Consider the following 22,744-nt stretch of genomic DNA (forward strand, 5'->3'; position numbering starts at 1 on the left):
TTTGAGAAAGGAAAGCAAAGACAATTGTGTAGCAATTTTATCCATCATTTTGCCATAGGTTTCAGCATTGCCAACCTACATATCAATCAACCAATGGGACGATTTCCGGGATTGACTGCATGAATATATTCGCTACCCGATCGCGGTCTTCCTCGTTTATAATAAGCCTCTTCTGGTTTACCCCATCCTAGCTGCAAAATCATTTCCAAAAAGCTAGAATTTTCCCACTTGCACAAACTTGCCCACTCTGTTCTTTGAACAATTCTCTTTACATCAGATGTGACAATTGTTTGGTGTTGTTTACTATTATTAAAACTCAAGTATAAATCCATCCCTATAGTCACTTCATACCAAAATTCTACGATAGAATTTTTAGCGGCTTTTAATATCTCTAAGTCACCATTGAGGGCAATTAACTCAGTATCTATTTCGGGATAGTGCAAGTTTTTTCCTTTAACTGTCACTTCTCGCCAGATAATACCGGAAACTCGATTTTCCTTCTGATATTCATGAATTGCAGCTTTGAAATCTTGATAGGCAGTGAACTGTTGCAACCCATCAGTGCTGATAAACTGGTCAATTACAGGATTGCCAGAGACTTTTATTTCTAATTTTAGGCGTTTTCCTTTGAGGCAAGCTTGGCGTTCGGCTGCCAAAATTTGAATTAGCTCCTGGGTGGTGTAAACCTTTGACATCAGAATACACTCTAGTTAATTATTGGACAATGGGCATTGATTACGGACTATAGACTATGGATTAATTTCCTCTAATTGTTAAAACAGATATTTCAATATTATGCTTTGACATCAGCGGCAATGTAGTAACAGATATCACTAAAAATTAGGGCAGACCAATTTGGTCTACCCCATAAGTTACTTAGCTAACTCACTGCTAAACTCATTAAAGGCTCGCCGTTTTAGCTGTGCTGTTTCAGTACGTGGTAATAAATCAAAGATTTTACGAAATTGATCGTCTATATCTTCAAAAGCTACTTGACCCTTTTTATTCAAAACTACCTCACCTGATTTATTTAACACCACGACTTGAGGAACACTCCCAGCAAAGTAATATCCTGGTTCTGTTGGATCGTAGGTCTCTTTAGGCGGGATAGTATCTACATTAATCGGCATAATCTCTGCTACTCGACCATAGAATTCCTGTACCCGTGAAATGGAAATGGCATATCTTTTGGAATCGCTACTATCATCCAGATAAAAAGCCAAAAATACGGGTTTATGTTCCGCTAAAGTCTGTGCGAGTGTCTGTCTGGGAGGAACCAATGAACCATTGCCAGCATAAACGACAAAGATGTTGCCATCATATAAATCATTATTAAGACCAGCAGATGCAGGTTGCATACTTATAATGAAAAGACTTACAAGCAACAACAGGCATTTGGACAACCACCTTCGCCAGCCAGTAATTTGTTTATGTAAAAAAAGAAACTTTGTACTATTCATCAAAAGGAACCTTGCAAGCTACTACTTGTTGTGAGTTTGTGCTGAATTTGGCCAACTGGGCTGGATATGTAATTACGCCCACGCACTATTTTTTAAGATAACGCCTACTGAGATTATCTCTCGCAAGTGGCTGGTATCGCTACGCGCAAGTCAAAACAGAGCTAAAGTAACGCAACAATCCAAAATCTGAAATTGCGATGACTGGCTTTTTCAGTCAGGATTCGCTAAACTCACAAGATTAAATTTGCACTTTTAATTAGCAACCGCCAGAAGACTAGGGTACAGATGTGGGAAACAAAATACAATTCATAGATAGACTGCGATTGGGTTTCGCAGTGTCAGTGGCAAAGAGTGTGACGTTTATTGTGCGATGTCTACGACGGGCTGCGCCTACGCTGCGTCTGGGTGCTGGTAGTGTATTACCAGGCGCAATTGCTCGTCGCATTGAACCCCGACTCTTACAATTATTGAGTCAGCAAGTTAAAAACGGAGTGATTTTAATTGCTGGTACCAACGGCAAAACTACTACAGCACTGCTTTTATGCACGATATTAGAACGCAAGGGTTTTCGTGTCACTCATAATTCTACAGGTGCAAATCTGGAAAATGGCTTGATGACGGCGCTGTTAGAAAGCACCAACTTACTAGGTACGCTAAATTCTGATTACGCCATTTTGGAAGTTGACGAAAATATTGTACCGAAAGTATTAGCGCCACTCCAGCCGCGAATCATTCTCTGTTTAAACTTGTTCCGCGACCAACTCGATAGGTATGGGGAAGTAGATACAATTAGTAAGCGTTGGACAAAAGTTATTTCTACCCTACCACCAGAAACGGTAGTAATTCCTAATGCTGATGACCCAACTTTATCTAACCTCGGTCAGCAGTTACCTCAACGGGTGTTATTCTTTGGCTTGAATGAACCAGAACATTATCTAGAAGCTATTCCTCACGCTGTTGATTCTATCTATTGTCCAAAATGCGGACATTCTCTAGATTACAAGGGTGTTTATTTGTCTCATTTGGGAGATTTTACTTGTCCTAAGTGTGGTTTTACAAAAAGTAAACCGACTCTGGAAAGTAATGAATGGTCGCAAATTCTGGTTGGTTTGTACAACAAATATAATACTTTGGCGGCGGCAACTGCGGCTATTGAATTGGGAGTTGATGAAGCAACAATCAGAGATACTATTAACAACTTCCAAGCTGCTTTTGGTCGTGCAGAAGATTTAGTAATTAATGGTAAACGAGTGCGGATATTGTTATCAAAAAATCCTGTGGGAACGAATGAAACCATTCGCGTAGTTACTCAAAGCACAGATAAAACCACACTGCTGGTATTGAACGATCGCACGCCTGATGGCACTGATGTATCCTGGATTTGGGACGTGGATACTGAGAAATTAGTCGAACGCGGTGGGACTTTAGTAGTGAGTGGCGATCGCGTCTACGATATGGCACTACGTCTACGTTACAGCCAAAAGTCCCCTGAGAGTAACTTAAATTTAATTGTAGAAGAAGATTTGCGACAAGCGATCGCAACTGCATTAGAGCATACACCAGAGAATGAAACTTTGCATATTCTACCTACCTACTCAGCCATGTTAGAAGTGCGAGAAGTTTTGACTGGGCGGAAAATTCTTTAAATTTGTCATTTGTAATCGTCCCATTCCCTAAATTTATGACTTCTCAAAATTTAGAATTAACAATTGGTTGGCTTTATCCGACGCTGATGAGTACTTATGGCGATCGCGGTAATGTCATTACTATAGAACGTCGCGCTCAATGGCGGGGATACAATGTTAAAGTGTTACCCCTAGATCAAAATTCTACAGCCGCAGATATTAAAACTGTAGATGTCATAGTTGGTGGTGGTGCACAAGATCGTCAGCAAGAAATTGTCATGCGTGATTTGCAAGGTGCGAAAGCTGATGCAATGCGCGAGAAAATCGAAAATGGCACACCGGGAGTATTTACTTGTGGTTCACCCCAATTACTAGGACATTATTATGAACCAGCCTTGGGACAAAGAATTGAAGGTTTGGGAATACTCGATTTAGTTTCTGTGCATCCTGGTGAAAATACTAAGCGCTGTATTGGTAACTTGGTAATTGAAGTGACAGCCTCACGTCTAGCACGAGATTTAAAAGAGATGACGGGTAGCACACCATATTTGGTAGGCTTTGAAAATCACGGCGGACGCACCAAACTGGGGAAAGTGGAAGCTTTGGGACGTGTGGTATACGGCTTGGGGAATAATGGTGAAGATGGGACAGAAGGAGCATTTTATCAGAATGCGATCGCTACTTATTCTCACGGCCCTTTGTTACCAAAAAATCCCTTTGTCGCCGATTGGTTAATTCAAACAGCATTGCGGCTAAAGTATCAGCAGGAAATTACCTTAAAACCTTTTGACGACAGCCTTGCTGCACAAGCACGAGAAGCGATGTTTAAGCGCTTGAAAGTCAGTTTACCAAGTGCTGCGGCGGCGAAAGTTTAACCTCAGTTCGCTGATTAAGCCTCTCTCCGTGTCGAGGTTTGGAGAGGGGTCAAATTTGACATCAAGCAAGAGGGCAAAGTATGACTCAAGCCTTAACCAAACAAGTAACATTTGATGAATTTATCGCCTGGTATCCAGAAAACTCACAACGACGCTATGAACTGCATGACGGAGTAATTGTAGAAATGGCTCCTCCCACAGGCGATCGTGAACAGATTGTTGGATTTTTAGTTGGGGAAATAGTTACAGAATACAAACGTTTAAAACTACCTTATTTCATCCCAAAAACAGCATTCGTTAAACCGACTCAGAGCGAAGCAGCTTACTCACCAGATGTACTTTTGTTGAATAACTATAATTTAGTAAATGAACCTCTGTGGAAAAAAGAATCTACTGTAAGCCAAGCAGCATCAATTCCTTTAGTAATTGAAGTAGTAAGTACCAACTGGCGAGACGACTATTTTACCAAAGCAGGTAAATATGTTCGCGCAGCGTCTCGAAGAGAAGAGGTCGGAATACCTGAATACTGGATTGTAGACTATTTAGGTTTAGGCGGTAGGCGGTTTATTGGCAATCCTAAACAACCAACAATCTCGATTTACCAACTAATTGAAGGTGAGTATCAAGTTAGGCAATTTCGGGGAAGCGATCGCATTCAGTCGCTAGCATTTCCAGAGTTGAATTTAACTGCTGAACAGATTTTTCAGGCTGGAGAAGTCCTGTAAAAAAAGGCTAAAGAAGTAAAAGAGTCATCAAAGACTCATCCACGAGTATCGAAGACTTGTTTACAAGCCAATGCAGATAAGGTGATTCGCAAGCAAGAGAAAAAATTGAATTTGTAGATCGATTGCAAAACTTCTACAACGCCCTCAAAATTTCCATGTGGGCATAATGACAAACCAGAATGTACAGTACAAATGTACGCTGAAATCAAGACAATGGTAACAATAGCAGTCAATCCCTATCTGGATGGCAATTTTGCTCCAGTCCATGAAGAAATCACCACCGACAAATTGCCAGTTATCGGTGAATTACCCCTTGACCTATCAGGGATGTTTGTGCGGAATGGTCCTAACCCTCAATGGACGCCTATCGGTCAATATCATTGGTTTGATGGGGATGGGATGTTGCATGGTGTGCAAATTAGCAACGGCATAGCCACTTATCGTAACCGCTACGTCCATACAGCCGGATGGAAAAAAGAACGAGAAGCGGGTAAAGCTATCTGGAGTGGATTGTTAGAACCACCACAGATGGATAATCCTTACGGTGCTTACAAAAATACTGCCAATACTGCCTTAGTGTGGCACGCTGGTCAAATGTTGGCGCTGAACGAGGGGGGTAAACCTCACGCCATTAAACTGCCTGAATTAGAAACCATTGGCGAGTACACCTACAATGGCAAGCTGGTTTCTGCCTTCACAGCCCATCCCAAGGTAGACCCTGTTACTGGGGAAATGATCTTCTTTGGCTATTCTCTGTTTGCGCCACCGTATCTGCAATATAGTGTGGTTTCAGCAGAAGGCGAACTGTTGCGGACAGTGCCAATTGAACTGCCAATAGGGGTGATGATGCACGATTTTGCCATCACTGAAAACTACACAATTTTCATGGATTTGCCGCTGACTTTTAACCCTGAAAGAGCGCAACGGGGAGAACCTGTAATGATGTTTGAGCGCGATCGCTCTAGTCGTTTCGGTATCGTACCACGTCACGGTGACAACAGTAATATCCGCTGGTTTGAAAGTCCTGCTTGCTACGTCTTTCATACCCTCAACGCTTACGAAGAGGGAGACGAAGTAGTGCTGATTGCCTGTCGCATGAGTTCTACAAGTGTTTTGAGTTCTGATGATTCGCAACCCGATCCAAACGCAAATATACCCCGTTTGCATCGCTGGCGATTTAACCTCAGCACGGGGACAGTGCGTGAAGAAATGCTGGATGATGTAGCTTCCGAATTTCCTCGCGTCAACGAAAACCGATTGGGGCGACAAAACCGATATGGCTACACTAACAAAGCGGCAAACAGTCCCGTACCTTTATTTGACGGTATCATCAAATACGACTTCAGTAGTGAAAAATCCCAAACACATGAATTTGGGCAGGGGCGCTATAGCGGTGAAACTGTGTTTGCGCCGCGTCCTGGTGCAACGGCTGAGGATGATGGTTGGCTGATGACTTTCGTCCATGATGAGGGTTTAGATACTTCAGAATTAGTAGTAGTGAATGCCCAAGATGTAACAGCTGAACCTATAGCGCGGGTGATAATTCCTCAGCGAGTGCCTTATGGGTTTCATGGTGCTTGGTTTGCTGGGGAATAGCTAAATGGGCAGTTAGAAACCGCCTCTACACAGACAAAACCCGCGTAGGCGGGTTTCAAATTCTTTGAGTTAGCGCAGGTGGACTTGGTTTGTATAGCCGCGATTTTTAATCGCCAGGTATATTCTTGCCTATTCCCGATCGCAAATTATTTTTCCCTATATCCGCCAGCGTAGTCAATCACGCAGATTGTTCTATATGATTTGTGAGTTCCATAAGCAACACCAGAGACTTTAAAAGCGCTGTTAAAAATGTTTTTTCGATGGCCGCGATCGCGCACACCATCATCAATAATTAACTGCATAACGATATCTTGAGCGCTGTTTGGCCCATAACTGATATTTTCGCCTGCGGTTGTTTGCCATGTACCATAGCGGTTGATGCGAGTAAAAGGGTTGCTACCATCGCTACCATCATGACCTGTAGCACCTTTTGGGCCTTGGTCTTTTACGTGGTCTTTTGCTCCTAAAGACATACCTTTAGATGCACTCAACGCTCCTATAGGACGTGCTGATTTGATAAATGCGATCGCCTCATCAACTGCTTTGACTCCTTCTTGAGTTCGCAAATAGGTATTATTAGAAATTTTGACTCGGTTCCCCTCAAAGCGCTTTCTATAGTTTTCCAGAATTGGCAGGTATGCTTTAGGATTTGTTCTTACCTTATTTGTTTCAACAATTACCTGTTGTTCTAACGATGAAAGGTAACTCGCTTTTGCTAATAAAGTTGGACTAGTTTGTTCAACTACTGCTGGGTTAGAGTTGGCTACAGACGGGTTAGATTGAAACAGTTGATCTGAGCAGCCGAATATTAAGGCAATTGGCAAAAATACCCAAAATTTCATGCGACGCATCCATTACCTCACAATTTTTCTATGGATTAATTTAGTGAATTAGAAGAAGTAAGAATTTTAAACGCACAGATAAGTCTGTAGACGCTTCTGCCGTTAGAAACAATATCAGGACTTAAGTGAGTTCGCTAAACAAAGCGCAGATTAACGCGCCAATAATATTGATAAAGTTGCGATTGCCTTTGTTCCTAAAGTGTTATAAATCTATCACTTAACACCTGTTGTAACATTACAAACACTAAAACGTAAATAAGAACAAAAATCTTTTTTATACTTTCAGAAACCAGCGTTGCCGATACATCAGAAAACCAACAGCCCACCACAACAACACGGTGACAAAGGCAAATAACAGGGAACCATTCAGCACTCCCGCCCAAGATGCAAAAAAATTCTGGTAAATCCAATTGTAGGTACTGGGAGCATCTTTGCCAGTGCCAACGGTAGTTTTGACTAAAATTTTAATTAACAAAACCGATGCAACGAAAAGAGCGATCGCATTTAAGCCCATAATTTCAAAAGGTTTACTCCAGCGACGCATTAGCCGTACTTCGATGAGTTCATAACAAGCTGCTAGTAATAGTAACGCCCAACCTGTTGTAAATACTACATAAGAACTTGTCCACAGCTTTTTGTTAATTGGGAATGTCCACCCCCATGCCCAACCGATAATTAAGCAACCGACTCCAAATAATCCTAAACCGATACTTGTACGTGACTGTACAGGTTGACTGCGTATCCATTGACCTGTGAAGTAGCCAGCGAGGACGCTTACTATCGCGGGAATAGTACTGAAAAGGCCTTCTGGATCTCCCATAAAGTTGAAACCATCACCCTTGTATAAATGTGCTTTGGGAATAATCAGGCGGTCAACATAAGCGCCAAAATTACCTTCTCGTGTCAAAACTCCCGCACCATATTCTGGCACTGCTACATACATCATCGTTAGCCAGTAGCCAATGAGTAGCACTGCTGCTAGTATCCATTGACCTTTGCGCGGAAGGTTGAGAACAGCTAGAGAAGCCAGCAGATAGGTAAGACTGATGCGCTGCAACACTCCCATAATGCGGATACTACTCAAATCAAAAGTCCAAATACCTTGATTCCAAAAGCCATTTAGTAGCAATCCCAAGGCAAAGAGAATAGCGGCGCGGCGCAATATCCGCCAGTAAACAGCTGAGGTTGGTTTATTGCCTTCAGTGTATTTTGACAGCGAAAAAGTCATCGCTACACCGACAATGAAGAGAAAGAAGGGAAATACCAAGTCCGTTGGTGTGCAGCCGTGCCAATCGGCGTGAGCTAAGGGAGGATATACATCATCTGCGACACCCGCCATATTGACGAGAATCATTCCAGCAATGGTAATGCCGCGAAAAACATCCAGTGAAGTCAGGCGCATAAGCGGAATTTTATGTTACATGAGTATCTAAAGTACTCCGCTTGATGCAGGTAAGCAAGCAAAATTTATAGGTCTACTTACCAAAGATAGTTTTTCATCAAGGTTCCTGCCCATACTATCTTCTACGAAACTAGAAGTACGCGATCGCACCCAGACCACAGTTTTAGCTATCCAAAAAGGATTGGTAGTACCAGAACTGTTAATAAAGCTAGATATACTCAAATTTCAATCAATCTCTCTATCGTTATTTAAGTGAAAATGCAGTTGTATTGTCACTAGGCTTAGTATAAATTGCTATAAACAAAAGCTGTAATGAAAAAACAGCTAACTTTACTCAAGGCGTGCTTGCTTATATAAAAACTAAAAATATCGCGGTTTTGTCTCATTAGATAAAAGGTTTAATTACCGATTTAATTTGGAAATGAAAGCGAATGTAGAGTCATTCACTTTCTATTTTGTTATGCACAATAAATATTACTAAGCCAAAGCTAATAAATTATATTGAAGGAATAATAATTATGATAAAACAGCCAGACGATTATCATCCTAAAACCAGAAGCAAGTCTCCTATAAAATTAATAGATGCAAGCACAAATATTGTTTTTATAGATCCAAAAGTTATAGATTACCAAAGCTTAATGGCTGGTATCACACTCGGCAGTGAAGTTGTTATTCTTGATGCCAATAGAGACGGTTTAGCACAAATTACCGAGTTTCTAGCAAAACGTGAATCCAATTCAGTTCAATCAATTCACATTGTTTCCCACGGAAGTGTGGGGAGTTTGCAACTAGGGTCAATCAACTTCAACCTTAGCAATCTGGATAGCTACAAAAATCAGTTACAAAAGTGGGCAAGTGCTTTAACTGATAAAGCTGACATCCTACTTTATGGCTGTGATGTAGCCAGCGGTGAAGGCACAAAATTTGTACAGCAGATTAGCCAAATTACTGGAGCAGATGTTGCCGCTTCCACTGACAAAACCGGAAGTGCAGCTTTAGGTGGCAACTGGAATTTAGAAGTGAAGACAGGGAAAATTGAGGCTTCCCTGGCATTTAAACCTGAAGTAATACAGGCTTACAAATCGATTTTGCCAGCTAGTTTTACTGGCACATACTCTCAAAACTTTAACTCATTAGCTATTTCTGGAACACCAGCTTGGGTTAATGATTCAACTATTTCGGGCTGGTATTCTACGAGAACAACTTACAGCCCTGGTACTGGCAGTAATAACACAGGTGGATTGTACAGTTTTGGTAGCTCTAATAACCCAGACCGGGCACTTGGTTCTCTAGCTTCTGGTACTACAGGAACTATTTATTATGGGTTGCGCCTCCAAAACAACACAGGTTCAGCAATTACTAAGTTGCAAGTAAGTTACACAGGTGAACAATGGCGTAATGGTGGTAATACATTACAGCAACAGTTGAAATTCAGTTATCAAACTGGGTCAACTATCACAAGTTTAACAACAGGAACATGGACCCCTGTCACCTCGCTAGATTTCACCGGGCCAATTGCAACTGCAACCGTGGGTGCCCTGAATGGCAATTTGATTGCCAATCGAGTTGTTATAACGCCTGTAATATTTAATCTAGCAACCCCAATCGCTAACGGTGAAGAGATTATATTGCGTTGGGAAGATATAGATGATGGAAGCAACGATCATGGTTTAGCCATTGACGATGTATCTATCAAAGTAGATAACACTACCTACATAGTAACTAACATCAATGACAGTGGTACTGGCTCGTTAAGGCAAGCTCTTATCAATGCCAATAACGATCCAGGGATTGAGACAATTATCTTTGATCCGACTGGGATATTCGGTGATGCTACCCCCGACACCATTACCCTCACTTCTGGAGAATTGAATATCACTGAAGGAGTGATCATTCAAGGAACTGGGGCGAATAAACTCACCATCAGTGGTAACAATACTTCCCGTATTTTTAATGCTAGTGCCTCCCTATCAATTGATGGATTGAAGATAACTGGGGGAAATGCAGGCAGTAGCAACGGTGGCGGCATTTACAGCACTAGTAGTGTCACAGTCAGCAATAGTAATCTTTTTGGCAACATAGCGACCCTTGGAGGAGGCATCTACAGCACTAGTAGTGTCACAGCTATTAATAGCACTATTTCTAGCAACACAGCGAACACTAATGGCGGCGGCATCTACAGCACTAGTAGTGTAACAGCTACTAATAGTACTATTTCTGGCAACACAGCGAACACTAATGGCGGCGGGATCTACAGCACCATTACCACACTTAGTAATAGCACTGTTTCTAGTAACACCGCAAAAGTAAACGGCGGCGGTATCTATTCTGGCGGTGGCACCGTAAGTAATACCACTATATTTGGCAACACCGCTGATAGCGATAACAATAACACAGGTAATGGTGGCGGCATTTATAGATCTACTGGTACTTGGAGCATCAGCAACAGCATCATTGCTGGCAATATTGATTTAGGTAATCAAGCAGCCGATATCTCTGGTGCCAACTTCAATGGTAATGCTTACAACCTGATTGGCAAAATTGCTGGTAAAATATCGGGGACTTTGGGTACGGGTACAGATATTATTAACCCCAACCCCGGACTCAAACCGCTAGGAGATTACGGTGGTTCGACACAAACTCACGCTCTATACTTTAACAGTCTTGCCAGGAATGCTGGCGATCCCGCTTACAATGGTGGCTTAACTACCGACCAACGCGGCACGGATTTTAACCGTATTGAAAGCGGCAGAATTGACATTGGAGCATTTGAATATGTGCTTCCAAAAGTCAACTTTGGTGCTGCTACGTACAATACAACAGAAGATAGTACCGCCACTACAGTAACTATTTCTGTTACCTTAGATGCCTCTCCTGAAACCGCTATCACAGTTCCTATTGTCGTTAAAAACAGTAGTACGGCTACTAGTGGCAACGATTACACTTTTTCCCCCACTACCATCTCCTTTACTGCTGGGTCAACAGGCGCAAATTTAACACAGCTAATTACTTTTACTATAAACCCAGACGATTTACCTGAGAATGCAGAAACAGTTGTACTTAACTTCGGCACGCCAACAGGGGCTGACTTGGGGACAATAACTGAAACTACTCTAACTATTGCTGCTAATGATGCGATTCAATATGCAATTTCCACTCCCACCTCAAGTTTAACTGAAGGTAATAGTGGTACTCAAGCTGTTACCTTCACGGTTACTCGCAGTGGTGGTATTGGCGTGGCTAGCACCGTAGATTATGCTTTTGCTGGTACGACAAATTTTGGCAGTGACTATAACAATATTCAGGTTACGGGTGGAGGAACTGCTACATCTGGAACTTTAAGCTTCGCTGTTGGGGAAACCACAAAGACAATTACAGCCAATGTTTTGGGTGACAACACATTTGAACTCAATGAAGACATTACTATTATCCTCAGTAACCCCAGCCTCATAACTGGAGCGCCAAATTCCACAATTACTAACAGTTCGGCTACAGTAAACATCATCAACGATGATAGCCAACCAACTATCAGCATCTCAGATGTCTCAGTTTCTGAAGACAACACAGGTACAACAACTAACGCTAACTTTACTATCAGTCTTTCTAATCCTAGTTCTCAACAGATTACTGTAAATTACAACACGAGTGATGGTACTGCTCAAGTTGCTGACTCTGATTACAACTCTGCTTTAGGGACAATTACTTTCAATCCTGGCGAAACCAGTAAAACTCTTAGCACTGGTATTCTAGGCGATAACAAATTTGAAACTGACGAGACATTTTCCGTCAATCTTTTGGGTGCAACAAATGCCGCGATCGCAGATAGTTTAGGAGTTGCTACCATCATCAACGATGATAACCAACCAACTATCAGTATCTCGGATGTCTCTGTTACTGAAGGCAATACAGGCACAACAACTAATGCCAACTTTACTATCAGTCTTTCTAATCCCAGTTATCAGCAAGTTACTGTAAATTACAACACGAGTGATGGTACTGCTCAAGTTGCTGACTCTGATTACAACTCTGCTTCTGGGACGATTACTTTCAATCCTGGGGAAACGAGCAAAGTTATTAGCATTGGTGTCATCGGTGATAACAAAGCTGAAACCAACGAGATATTTTCTGTCAATCTTTTGGGTGCAACAAATGCCGCGATCGCAGATAGTTTAGGAGTTGCTAGCATCATTGATGATGACAACCAACCAACTATTACTATCTCAGATGTCTTAGTTACTGAAGGCAATACAGGTACAACAACTAATGCTAACTTTACTATCAGTCTTTCTAATCCTAGTTCTCAACAGATTACTGTAAATTACAACACGAGTGATGGTACTGCTCAAGTTACTGACTCTGATTACAACTCTGCTTTAGGGACAATTACTTTCAATCCTGGGGAAACGAGCAAAGTTATTAGTATTGGCGTCGTCGGCGATAACCAAACTGAAACTGACGAGACATTCTCTGTCAATCTTTCGGCTGCAACAAATGCCGCGATCGCAGATGGCTTAGGAGTTGGTACTATTATCAACGATGATAACCAACCAACTATCAGCATCTCGGATATCTCTGTTACTGAAGACAACACAGGTACAACAACTAACGCTAACTTTACTATCAGTCTTTCTAATCCTAGTTCTCAACAGATTACTGTAAATTACAACACGAGTGATGGTACTGCTCAAGTTGCTGACTCTGATTACAACTCTGCTTTAGGGACAATTACTTTCAATCCTGGCGAAACCAGTAAAACTCTTAGCACTGGTATTCTAGGCGATAACAAATTTGAAACTGACGAGACATTTTCCGTCAATCTTTTGGGTGCAACAAATGCCGCGATCGCAGATAGTTTAGGAGTTGCTACCATCATCAACGATGATAACCAACCAACTATCAGTATCTCGGATATCTCAATTGCTGAAGGTAACATAGGCACAACAAGTAATGCTAACTTTACTATCAGTCTTTCTAATCCTAGTTATCAGCAGGTTACTGTAAATTACAACACGAGTGATGGCACTGCCCAAATTGCTGACTTTGATTACAACTCTGATTCAGGAACAATTATTTTCGCTCCTGGTGAAACTAGCAAAACTCTAAGTATTGGCGTCATCGGCGATAACCAAAGTGAAGCCAACGAGACATTTTCTGTCAATCTTTCAGGCGCAACAAATGCCGCGATCGCAGATAATTTAGGAGTTGCTACCATCATTGATGATGACAACCCAACAACTGTCAGTATCTCGGATGTCTCAATTGCTGAAGGTAACATAGGCACAACAACTAATGCTAACTTTCTCGTCAGTCTCTCCGCACCGAGCTTACAGCAGGTTACTGTAAATTACAACACGAGTGATGGCACTGCGAAAACTTCTGACTCTGATTACAACCCTGCTTCCGGGACAATCGTTTTCAATCCTGGCGAAACCACCAAAACTCTTGCTATTGGTGTCATCGGTGATAGCAAAGCTGAAACCAACGAGACATTTTCTGTCAATCTCTTCGGCGCTACAAACACCACAATTACTGATAGCTTGGGAGTGGCTACTATCATAAATGATGACGAAAGCATCAGCATTGGAAATGTATCAGTTAAAGAAGGCACAACAGGGATGATAACTAATGCTGATTTTGTCGTCACTCTTTCCAATCAATTCTCTCAACGGGTGATTGTAAATTACAGTACAAGTGATGGTACTGCCAAAGAATCGGACTCGGATTACAATTTTGGGCTGGGGACAATTATTTTCGAGCCTGGTGAAACCAGCAAAATTATTAGTATTGGCGTCAGAGGTGATAATAAAGTCGAAGCCAATGAAACATTTTTTGTCAATATCTATGGTGCAGCAAATACTACGTTTGCTAATAACCAAGGAGTTGGCACAATCAAGAATGATGACTAATCGTTATTGAGCAAAACATTAGCGATCGCTGCAATTATCCCAGCCCAGAGTGGCGTCGGCAAAATACTTGTATTATAAATTACTGATTTTTTATTTTTGCGCCCACCTTCTTGCAAAAAAAGTATTAATTATAACTAAAAATTTACTTAGCTGAAGTTCGAATAGCATTTTAAAATCCAGGATTAAGCCATTCTCAAAAAAAATTATCCTAAAATCAAATATTCAGTAAAATTACGTATGCGGATTGAAGTCTTCTCAATGAATAGTAGAATTAGCCCATACAGGAGAAGACTGTGACGCTCTTAAATGAAGCTCAAGTAGAGCAACTAAAGGAAATAACCACACGCTTGCGACAAGTAAGACAAGAAAAATCTATCCGCATAGAAGAAATAGCCTCTCAGACAATGCTTCGAGTAGGTATTTTGCAAGCGTTAGAAGAAGATCGATTTGAAGAATTGCCTGAGCCGATTTTTCTGCAAGGATTCATCCGTCGTTATGGAGATGCTTTAGGGCTGGATGGAAATGCTTTATCGTACAGCCTTATAACCAATGTTGTCTGTCAAGATTCTAAAAATGCTCACCACAATTCAGACAACAAACAAAATACATACATACCTCTTGTTCTGACCTATATTTTATTATTGGTCGGTGCATCTGCTGGTCTTCTTCATATACTTAATCCACAGCTGACAGCTGAATCCTTGACTCCAGAAGATAATAATCAACAGTCAATAGTCAGTAATCAGACTGACAAATGACCAAAAAATCAGGAAGAGTGCAGAGACGCGATTAATCGCGTCTCTACTGAGTAGAGGAGAAGAGTTAAGAACCAATGACAAATGACCAATGACAAATGACAATTTTCAAGATATTTGCGGTTTACGCAGATGCCAAGTAGTAGATTGCTCATAAGCATAAGCTACCTGAAATAATTGGTCTTCTCGCAGAACATTGCCAATTAGCTGTAATCCTATCGGTAGCCCTTGATCGTCAAAACCACATGGCAAACTTAAACTAGGTAAACCAGCAAGATTTACAGGAATAGTCATCAAGTCAGTTAAATACATACTCAAGGGGTCAGTAGTTTTTTCCCCTGCTTTGAATGCTGTAGTGGGAGATGTGGGACAAACTAACACATCAACAGCGCCAAAAGCCTTTTCAAAGTCTTGCTTAATCAAAGTACGGACTTTTTGAGCTTTCAGGTAATAAGCGTCATAATAGCCAGCCGAAAGGGCGTAAGTGCCAATCATAATCCGGCGTTTTACTTCTGTACCAAAACCAGCGGCACGGGTACGAGTGTACATTGATAGTAGATTATCGGCATCAGGAGCGCGATACCCATATTTCACGCCATCATAACGAGCCAGGTTTGCTGATGCTTCGGATGGGGCGATAATGTAGTAGGTGGGTAAGCCATAGCGAAAGCGGGGACAGGAAATTATATGAATTTCGGCTCCCAAACTTTGTAGTTGATCTACTGCTTTGGTAACAGCTTGTTCCACTACAGGGTCTAAACCTTCACCAAAAGTTTCTTTAATGATACCAATTCTCAGCTGACCTCTGGGTTTGAAGTTTGGTTTTAAGCTAGCAGCATAGTTGGGAATGGCAACTTTTAGGCTAGTAGAGTCTTTGGGATCGTAACCTGCGATCGCACTTAATAATATTGCGGCATCTTCTACTGTGTTTCCAAATGGCCCAATTTGATCCAAAGACGAAGCGTAAGCCACCAAACCATAACGAGAAACCAAACCATAAGTGGGTTTCATTCCCACCACACCACAAAAAGATGCAGGTTGGCGAATCGAACCGCCAGTATCCGAACCGAGAGCAACTACACATTCTTGAGCCGACACCGCCGCCGCCGAACCCCCAGAAGAACCACCTGGAACTCGTGACAAATCCCAAGGATTAGCCGTGACTTGATAGGCAGAGTTTTCTGTGGAACTACCCATTGCAAACTCATCCAAGTTGGTTTTGCCTACCATTACCGCCCCAGCATCTGCCAATTTTTGCGTCGCCGTTGATTCATAAGGCGGCACAAAATTTTCTAAAATCCGAGAGGCGCAGGTGGTAGGAACTCCCTTGGTACACATATTGTCCTTGATACCCACAGGAATGCCCGCTAGCAGCCCAATTTCTTCTCCTGCTGCAATTTTGGCATCCACAGCACCTGCCTGCTCTAATGCGCGATCTGCCGTCACACATAAAAAGCTGTGTAATTTCGGCTCTAACGCTTGAATGCGCTCTAAAGCTTCTTGGGTAATTTCAACGGCAGAACGTTCTTTTTTAATAAGTTGTTGGTGCAACTCGCGGATGGATGCCATGATTGCTCTCTTTGTGACTCAAGTCACTGATTCTAGTACATATTGGTCGATATTGGGTATTGGTTATTGGGTATTGGGCATTGGTTATTCTCCTCTGCTTGCCATTCTCCATTCATCTGACTAAGCGGATTAATATGTATTGAAATGTGTTTAATATGTTTTTAAAAACAGCAAATACATGGCTATCAACCATCTATTGAATAGTTTGCCAAAGTTTTCATCTATATTGACTACTTTTGTGTAAGAGTATAGCAGTGTTTTCTAGTGATATAATTTTGTATTACAACCTTATTAATACTACAAATTTCATAATTTTATCAATTACACAAAATTTTTCGAGGTAAGGTAGGATGATAAAAATAGCCACACGTAAATATTTAGGCAAACAAAATGTTTATGACATTGGGGTTGAACGTGACCATAATTTTACGATAAGAAATGGCTTAATAGCTTCTAATTGTTTCAATAAATCTCATTCCACTGCCTATGGTTATGTAACTTATCAAACAGCATATTTAAAAGCTAATTACCCATTGGAATATATGGCGGCTCTGTTAACGGCTAACAGTGGTGATACCGATAAGGTACAGCGATATATTACTAACTGTACAAATATGGGGATTTCCATAGATCCGCCAGATATTAATCGTTCTGGTGTTGATTTTACACCGACGGCAGGCAAGATTCTGTTTGGATTTTCGGCAGTGCGTAACGTGGGACAAAATGCGATCGCTTGTATTTTGGAGGCGAGAAATGAGACAGGAGAATTTAAATCACTAGCTGATTTTTGCGATCGCGTGGATTTGCGTGCTGTTAACCGCCGAACTCTGGAGTCGTTGATTTACTGTGGAGCTTTTGACAAAATTGAATCCAACCGTCAACAGTTAATTAACGACTCAGAATTAGTGTATGATTGGGCACAATCTCGTGCAAAAGATAGAGCTAGTGGTCAAGGGAATCTATTTGATTTATTGGGCGACGGCTTTTCTGCAACTCAGAATAAAAGAGCAAGTAATGCCTTTGAAACTGCTCCAAAATCTAAACCTATAATGGATTTTACCGCCCAGGAAAAGTTGCAAAAGGAGAAAGAATTATTAGGCTTTTATGTATCAGATCATCCCCTAAAATCTTTACGGCAAATAGCACCACTTTTGACACCAATTAACCTTTCGCAACTAGCAGATCAAAGAGAAGAAACAAGGCTTTGTGCAGTTGTGATGTTAAATAACGTCAAAAAAGTGGTGACAAAAAAAGGCGATCAGATGGCAATCTTGCAAATAGAAGACCTCACTACACAATCAGAAGCTGTAGTTTTTCCGAAAACTTATGAACGCATTAGTTCCATACTCCAAGTTGATACTAGATTGATTATTTGGGGAAAAGTAGATCGACGTGATGAGCAAACTCAATTTATTCTTGAAGATGCAGAACCAGTAGAAACAGTACAAATGGTGATGGTGGAATTAAATCCCCAGCAAGCAGGTAACATGGAAGATTTACATCGCTTGAAAACAATTTTGCAAGAGCATTCAGTAGACAAAGAAAAGGCAAAAATGCCAGTGATTGGAATTATTCAAACTGAAACTTCTCGTAAACTTGTTCGCTTAGGTTGGCAATTTTGCGTACAAGATTCTCGAATAACTGTTCAAGCTTTGCAAAATGCCAGTTTTCCTGCTCATATAAAATCGCTGACTGGTAGCTGAGGCCAGGTGTAAAAAATCCACCAATACTGAAAAGCAGCTTGAAAATTAGTTTTATTAAACTGTCAACAGTAAATTGTCTTAAGTATTGAGGATTTTAATCGTTTTTTTAGTTACTTATGCTGATGATAATTTCTTTGAGGGAGTGGTATCTTTTTATGCTAAGACCCTTAAGGCTGCGATCGGGGGAAGGAGTTAGAACTTGATGATCGTCAACGAGCTACATAGATTTGTTTCATACTGTAAAAAAATTCAACCCCAAACTCACGATGACATTCAAAAATTTTTTGAAGGAGTAATCTTGTTTCCTTATGATAAGGAACTTCTATTGCAAGCTTATTTATTTCTGAATATTAAAGAATTGTTTCCCTCGTGCGCTGAATTGCTGTTGTTTGAAAAGTCTCCAATTTCAGACTATACAGATTTAGGAAAATGTGATTTTGTCTTTCTAACCTTTAAAGGTAGTTTGTTTTTAATTGAAACTAAGTTTATTGATACAGAAGCAACTGGAGCAACAGAACGAAAAAGAAGAAATAAGCATAGAAATAAGGTATTTGAGCAAGTTATTACTTTAAAAGGTCGATTTAGCGAATATTGGAATATGAGGCTAGATCAATTAGAGTGCGGGGTTTTCACAACAGATGCAGAAGTTGCTTGGCGAGGAAATGGTGTGAATGTCACATCCAAATCAATATCTATAGATAAGCTCGAACAATGGCGAAGAAGTTATCACAGTAGTGAAAAATTTTTATCTCATCAAGATGGGTCAAAGTTTGAGGAGAAGGTTAATTTAAAAGGTTGAACTAAGACCCATTACAGTGAATGGTGTATGGGGCATAAAAGTCATTAACAATGCCACATACACCAACCCAGAGATATTATCTGGGTTTTCCTTCCCATCAATCTTTACTGCCAAACATAGATAAGGACAAACAAAATAATCCAGATAACATCGACGAAGTGCCAAAACAATGAAGTTGCATTGACGCCGAAGTGACCTGTGTCGTAGTTTCCAGGGATGAAAGAACGGATCAAAATTATTAACTGCAACAGGATACCTGTAAAAACGTGCAAACCGTGGAAGCCTGTAAGTAGATAGAAGGTTCCACCAAATACCCCGGAGGTGAAACCAAAGGCGAGGCCGTTCCATTCAATCGCTTGGCCAACTAAAAAGTAAGTTCCCATTGCCATTGTTGCCAATAGAAACAGGCGATATTTTACTAAGTCGTGGCGTTGAAGGGCGCGTTCTGCTAAGTAAATTACAAAGCTACTAGCAACAAGAATTACTGTGTTGATTGCTGGTTCTTTTATTTCTAGTCCAGAAACACCTGCTGGTAGCCAGTTAGGTGTTGTTGTTTTGTAGATGGCATATCCAGCGAAAAAACTTAAGAAAATGACGCTTTCTGAGAGGAGGAAGACGATGAAGCCAAACATTTTGTTGCCTTCTTCGTCGTGGGTATGTTCTGCGGCTGTGTGGGGCAATTCGTGGGAATTGATATAGCTGTCCATTTTGGTTTTTGAGGGGGAGTTTGAAACGCAAAGGAGAGGCAGCGCGGTCTTGGGGGTCTCCCCCATGAGCGACTGCCATCGCGGAGGGAAGCGCAGAGGTACGCGGAGGGTTTTTGCGTCTTCCCGATAGTTTGTGTTTATTCTGGGAGGTTGGCTGTTAAGGGTTCTGATTTGCCGTAGCCGTAGGGTTCGGAGATGATGATGGGAGTTTCTTCAAAGTTTTCTACTGGGGGGGGTGAAGAAACTAACCACTCTAGTCCGATTGCTCGCCAAGGGTTAGCGGGTGCTTTCTCGCCTTGCATCCAAGAAATCACCATGTTGAATATGAAGGGCAAGGTGGACATTCCTAAGAGAAATCCACCGAGGCTGGCGATGATGTTCCAGAATTGGTACTCTGGGGCGTAGGAAGCAACTCGGCGTAACATTCCTTGCAATCCCAAGGGGTGCATGGGCAAAAAGTTGAGGTTGGTGCCGATGAAGGCTAACCAAAAGTGGATTTTACCCCAGCTTTCGGAGTACATCCTTCCAGTCATTTTGGGGAACCAGTGATAGATGGCTGCAAATAAGCCCATCGTCACGGTGCCGTAGAGAACGTAGTGGAAGTGTCCGACTACAAAGTAGGTATTGTTAACGTGGACATCAACGGGCACGGAAGAAAGCATAATGCCTGTGATTCCTGCGAACACAAACATGATTAATCCGCCCAAGGCAAACAGCATAGCGGTATTTAGCCGCAGTTTACCTCCCCAAATCGTTGCCACCCAAGCAAATACTTTAATTCCTGTGGGGACAGACACGCACATCGTTGTCAGCATGAAAATCAACCGCATCCAGCCAGGAGTACCGCTGACGTACATGTGGTGTACCCAAACAATGCCGCTAACTACGGCAATCAAGATGGATGAAACGGCAACTACTTTGTAACCAAATAAGGGTTTACGTGAATAAACTGGGAAAATTTCTGAGAAAATGCCGAAGACAGGCAAAATAATCACGTAAACGGCTGGGTGGGAGTAAAACCAGAAGTAATGCTGGAACATTACTGGATTTCCACCTTTGGCAGGATCAAAAAAGGCAGTGCCTGCTGTGAGGTCAAGTAGCAGCATCACCGCACCAGCTGTCAGTGCTGGAAGTCCAAATAGTTGGATGATTTGGGCGCTAAATACTGCCCAGACAAACAACGGCATTTTGAAGAAGCCCATGCCTGGGGCCCGCATCTTGACGATTGTGGTGACAAAGTTCACTGCCCCCATAATCGAGGATACGCCGGATATTGCCACTGCTAACAGCCAGAGAACTTGACCATTAATTAAGTTACCTGTGGGATTCTGGAGACTGACTGGCGGGTAAGACCACCAACCGGCTTGGGCTGGGCCTCCAGGGACGAAGAAGCTACCCATCATCAAAATCCCAACTACTGGCACCATCCAAAAGGCGACGGCGTTGAGACGAGGAAATGCCATATCTCGCGCCCCAATCATCAGGGGTACTAGATAGTTGGCAAAACCAACCAGTGAGGGAAATGTCCACAAGAACAGCATCACAGTGCCGTGCATGGTGAACATTCCGTTGTAGACGGTGCGATCGACTAAATCTGATTCGGGTGTCATCAGTTCTCCCCGCATCACCATCGCAAAGATACCGCCGACGAGAAAGAAGAAGAATGAGGTAACGAGATACTGGATACCAATAACTTTATGATCGGTACTAAAGCTGAAGTATTCTTTCCAGCTACTCGGAGATTCGTGGTTATGCTTCTCATCAGGGAGAAGAATACCTTCAATAGGAACATTAGTCATGGTTACTTTCCTTTCAACCAGGTGAATTGACTAGAGGAGGTGCAGCAGGTGGAACTGTAACCCAACCTGTTTGGACTGATTGATGGGATGTTTGAGCATACTCAGCAGCCGCTTGATTCTTTGCTGGGGATGGCTTTTGAGTTGCAGCTTGGGCTAGCCACTGCTGATAATCTTCAGGAGATTCGACGACTACATTCGCTTGCATCGTGGCAAAGTATGTACCGCTATATTGAGAATCGGTTAATCGGTATTGTCCGGGGCGGATGGGAGTAAATTCAAAGTCGATCGCGTGGTTAGGGATAATATCCTGCTTGAGGCGGAATGCAGGAATATAGAAGCCGTGGAGAACGTCTTGTGATTTCAATGCTAAACGTATCCGGCGATCGCTTGGTAAATGCAATTCGGTACTGGTAATATCTCTTTCTGGGTAATGAAAAACCCACGCCCACTGTTTAGCTAGTACGTCGATTTTTTCAACGGGTTCTGCCAAAGTCTTAGCTGGTGCTGCATAAGCTGATTCCATTGCCAGCGGATTATGCAAGTGAACTATTTCCGATGGGCCTTGAATTCCCATTTGTTCGTAAACTTGGTAGCTGTAGGTTGCAATCCAAAACACCAAGAGAATTGGGATTGCTGTCCAGACAACTTCTAAGGTGATATTACCTTCAATCGGGGGGCCGTCAGTGAAGTCATCTTTGACTGCCCGATGGAAGATGACAGAATACATCAGAGTACTTGTTACTCCCAAGAAGATGAAAGCACCGAGGGTTACTAAGAAGCTAATCAAATCATCAATGAGTAGGGATTCGGCTGCTGCTTGGGGAGGAAGCCAAGAGTAAGACTGCTTGCCGATCCAGAGACTCAGAGAAGTCACTGCGATCGCGCCTGTAAGCAGCGTCAAAATATTTAAAATCTTCTGGATTTTCATGGTCTTTGGTTATTGGGCATTGGGAATTGGGCATGGGGCATTGGGTATTAGTC

Annotated in this window: 18 protein-coding genes; 9 read left to right on the top strand and 9 right to left on the bottom strand. The window is 42.0% G+C overall.

Annotation, left to right across the window (positions count from 1 at the left end):
* Nucleotides 1-86 precede the first annotated feature (86 nt).
* Together V7K44_RS09730 and V7K44_RS09735 are read right to left on the bottom strand one after the other, a co-directional pair.
* Complete coding sequence (locus V7K44_RS09730; RefSeq protein ID WP_334930939.1) at nucleotides 87-695, bottom strand: hypothetical protein; 609 nt, start codon at nucleotides 693-695, stop codon at nucleotides 87-89.
* A 177-nt stretch (nucleotides 696-872) separates the two neighbouring features.
* Nucleotides 873-1,460: a thylakoid membrane photosystem I accumulation factor gene (locus V7K44_RS09735; protein WP_292738028.1), complete on the bottom strand. Its 588-nt coding sequence runs from the start codon at nucleotides 1,458-1,460 to the stop codon at nucleotides 873-875.
* Between the two features lie 287 nt (nucleotides 1,461-1,747).
* Between V7K44_RS09735 and V7K44_RS09740 the strand changes: the two genes are divergently transcribed.
* The 4 genes from V7K44_RS09740 (at nucleotide 1,748) to V7K44_RS09755 (ending at nucleotide 6,281) form a co-directional block, all read left to right on the top strand.
* Nucleotides 1,748-3,106 (top strand): Mur ligase family protein, encoded by a 1,359-nt coding sequence (locus V7K44_RS09740; protein WP_334930941.1) that lies wholly within the window; start codon nucleotides 1,748-1,750, stop codon nucleotides 3,104-3,106.
* Nucleotides 3,107-3,141: 35 nt separating this feature from the next.
* The gene (locus V7K44_RS09745) at nucleotides 3,142-3,960 is read left to right on the top strand and encodes a type 1 glutamine amidotransferase (protein WP_334930943.1); all 819 of its coding nucleotides are present in this window, start codon (nucleotides 3,142-3,144) and stop codon (nucleotides 3,958-3,960) included.
* Between the two features lie 80 nt (nucleotides 3,961-4,040).
* Entirely contained in the window at nucleotides 4,041-4,685 is a 645-nt protein-coding gene (locus V7K44_RS09750) for a Uma2 family endonuclease (protein WP_334930945.1), read from the top strand.
* A 213-nt stretch (nucleotides 4,686-4,898) separates the two neighbouring features.
* Nucleotides 4,899-6,281 carry a carotenoid oxygenase family protein gene (locus V7K44_RS09755; RefSeq protein ID WP_334930947.1) on the top strand — a complete coding sequence of 461 codons (1,383 nt, stop codon included), beginning with the start codon at nucleotides 4,899-4,901 and terminating at the stop codon, nucleotides 6,279-6,281.
* Nucleotides 6,282-6,427: 146 nt separating this feature from the next.
* Here V7K44_RS09755 and V7K44_RS09760 read toward each other — a convergent pair whose 3' ends face one another.
* The 3 genes from V7K44_RS09760 to V7K44_RS09770 all read right to left on the bottom strand — a co-directional run bounded on the left by V7K44_RS09760 (nucleotide 6,428) and on the right by V7K44_RS09770 (nucleotide 8,747).
* Nucleotides 6,428-7,132 carry a CAP domain-containing protein gene (locus V7K44_RS09760; RefSeq protein WP_334930949.1) on the bottom strand — a complete coding sequence of 235 codons (705 nt, stop codon included), beginning with the start codon at nucleotides 7,130-7,132 and terminating at the stop codon, nucleotides 6,428-6,430.
* 265 nt (nucleotides 7,133-7,397) lie between these two features.
* Complete coding sequence (locus tag V7K44_RS09765) at nucleotides 7,398-8,525, bottom strand: acyltransferase family protein (RefSeq protein ID WP_334930951.1); 1,128 nt, start codon at nucleotides 8,523-8,525, stop codon at nucleotides 7,398-7,400.
* A 27-nt stretch (nucleotides 8,526-8,552) separates the two neighbouring features.
* A complete protein-coding gene (locus V7K44_RS09770) occupies nucleotides 8,553-8,747 on the bottom strand; it encodes a hypothetical protein (protein WP_334930952.1) in 195 nt (64 codons plus the stop codon).
* Nucleotides 8,748-9,043: 296 nt separating this feature from the next.
* Between V7K44_RS09770 and V7K44_RS09775 the strand changes: the two genes are divergently transcribed.
* Together V7K44_RS09775 and V7K44_RS09780 are read left to right on the top strand one after the other, a co-directional pair.
* Nucleotides 9,044-14,431, top strand: coding sequence for a Calx-beta domain-containing protein (locus tag V7K44_RS09775; RefSeq protein WP_334930954.1), 5,388 nt, complete (start codon nucleotides 9,044-9,046; stop codon nucleotides 14,429-14,431).
* A gap of 293 nt (nucleotides 14,432-14,724) precedes the next feature.
* Nucleotides 14,725-15,189: a helix-turn-helix domain-containing protein gene (locus V7K44_RS09780; protein ID WP_334930956.1), complete on the top strand. Its 465-nt coding sequence runs from the start codon at nucleotides 14,725-14,727 to the stop codon at nucleotides 15,187-15,189.
* Between the two features lie 105 nt (nucleotides 15,190-15,294).
* On the opposite strand, the gene gatA is transcribed toward V7K44_RS09780, so the two are convergent.
* Nucleotides 15,295-16,755, bottom strand: coding sequence for an Asp-tRNA(Asn)/Glu-tRNA(Gln) amidotransferase subunit GatA (gatA, locus tag V7K44_RS09785; RefSeq protein WP_334930958.1), 1,461 nt, complete (start codon nucleotides 16,753-16,755; stop codon nucleotides 15,295-15,297).
* Between gatA and V7K44_RS09790 the strand changes: the two genes are divergently transcribed.
* The 3 genes from V7K44_RS09790 to V7K44_RS09800 all read left to right on the top strand — a co-directional run bounded on the left by V7K44_RS09790 (nucleotide 16,754) and on the right by V7K44_RS09800 (nucleotide 19,257).
* Complete coding sequence (locus V7K44_RS09790; RefSeq protein WP_334930960.1) at nucleotides 16,754-16,879, top strand: hypothetical protein; 126 nt, start codon at nucleotides 16,754-16,756, stop codon at nucleotides 16,877-16,879. The genes gatA and V7K44_RS09790 overlap by 2 nt on opposite strands.
* A 226-nt stretch (nucleotides 16,880-17,105) precedes the next feature.
* Nucleotides 17,106-18,458, top strand: a complete 1,353-nt coding sequence (locus tag V7K44_RS09795) for a helix-hairpin-helix domain-containing protein (protein ID WP_334930962.1) — start codon at nucleotides 17,106-17,108, stop codon at nucleotides 18,456-18,458.
* Between the two features lie 202 nt (nucleotides 18,459-18,660).
* On the top strand, nucleotides 18,661-19,257 hold the full coding sequence (locus V7K44_RS09800) for a hypothetical protein (RefSeq protein WP_292723666.1): 597 nt from the start codon (nucleotides 18,661-18,663) through the stop codon (nucleotides 19,255-19,257).
* 104 nt (nucleotides 19,258-19,361) lie between these two features.
* Here the strand turns inward: V7K44_RS09800 and V7K44_RS09805 are convergent, their stop codons facing one another.
* From V7K44_RS09805 to V7K44_RS09815, 3 genes are all read right to left on the bottom strand, one after another.
* Nucleotides 19,362-19,964 (bottom strand): cytochrome c oxidase subunit 3, encoded by a 603-nt coding sequence (locus V7K44_RS09805; RefSeq protein ID WP_334842311.1) that lies wholly within the window; start codon nucleotides 19,962-19,964, stop codon nucleotides 19,362-19,364.
* Nucleotides 19,965-20,101: 137 nt separating this feature from the next.
* The gene (gene ctaD / locus V7K44_RS09810) at nucleotides 20,102-21,763 is read right to left on the bottom strand and encodes a cytochrome c oxidase subunit I (RefSeq protein WP_334930965.1); all 1,662 of its coding nucleotides are present in this window, start codon (nucleotides 21,761-21,763) and stop codon (nucleotides 20,102-20,104) included.
* A gap of 13 nt (nucleotides 21,764-21,776) precedes the next feature.
* Nucleotides 21,777-22,691 (bottom strand): cytochrome c oxidase subunit II, encoded by a 915-nt coding sequence (locus V7K44_RS09815; RefSeq protein ID WP_334930967.1) that lies wholly within the window; start codon nucleotides 22,689-22,691, stop codon nucleotides 21,777-21,779.
* Nucleotides 22,692-22,744: the final 53 nt, after the last annotated feature.

Origin of the sequence: Nostoc sp., from assembly GCF_036917235.1 — a bacterium.
Classification (GTDB): Bacteria; Cyanobacteriota; Cyanobacteriia; order Cyanobacteriales; family Nostocaceae; genus Nostoc.

Coding starts and splice junctions, on each gene's coding strand:
- V7K44_RS09730 (WP_334930939.1), bottom strand. CDS start 695: ATGTCAAAGGTTTACACCACCCAGGAGCTAATTCAAATTTTGGCAGCC.
- V7K44_RS09735 (WP_292738028.1), bottom strand. CDS start 1,460: ATGAATAGTACAAAGTTTCTTTTTTTACATAAACAAATTACTGGCTGG.
- V7K44_RS09745 (WP_334930943.1), top strand. CDS start 3,142: ATGACTTCTCAAAATTTAGAATTAACAATTGGTTGGCTTTATCCGACG.
- V7K44_RS09750 (WP_334930945.1), top strand. CDS start 4,041: ATGACTCAAGCCTTAACCAAACAAGTAACATTTGATGAATTTATCGCC.
- V7K44_RS09755 (WP_334930947.1), top strand. CDS start 4,899: ATGGTAACAATAGCAGTCAATCCCTATCTGGATGGCAATTTTGCTCCA.
- V7K44_RS09760 (WP_334930949.1), bottom strand. CDS start 7,132: ATGCGTCGCATGAAATTTTGGGTATTTTTGCCAATTGCCTTAATATTC.
- V7K44_RS09765 (WP_334930951.1), bottom strand. CDS start 8,525: ATGCGCCTGACTTCACTGGATGTTTTTCGCGGCATTACCATTGCTGGA.
- V7K44_RS09775 (WP_334930954.1), top strand. CDS start 9,044: ATGATAAAACAGCCAGACGATTATCATCCTAAAACCAGAAGCAAGTCT.
- V7K44_RS09790 (WP_334930960.1), top strand. CDS start 16,754: ATGATTGCTCTCTTTGTGACTCAAGTCACTGATTCTAGTACATATTGG.
- gatA (WP_334930958.1), bottom strand. CDS start 16,755: ATGGCATCCATCCGCGAGTTGCACCAACAACTTATTAAAAAAGAACGT.
- V7K44_RS09795 (WP_334930962.1), top strand. CDS start 17,106: ATGATAAAAATAGCCACACGTAAATATTTAGGCAAACAAAATGTTTAT.
- V7K44_RS09800 (WP_292723666.1), top strand. CDS start 18,661: ATGATCGTCAACGAGCTACATAGATTTGTTTCATACTGTAAAAAAATT.
- V7K44_RS09805 (WP_334842311.1), bottom strand. CDS start 19,964: ATGGACAGCTATATCAATTCCCACGAATTGCCCCACACAGCCGCAGAA.
- ctaD (WP_334930965.1), bottom strand. CDS start 21,763: ATGACTAATGTTCCTATTGAAGGTATTCTTCTCCCTGATGAGAAGCAT.
- V7K44_RS09815 (WP_334930967.1), bottom strand. CDS start 22,691: ATGAAAATCCAGAAGATTTTAAATATTTTGACGCTGCTTACAGGCGCG.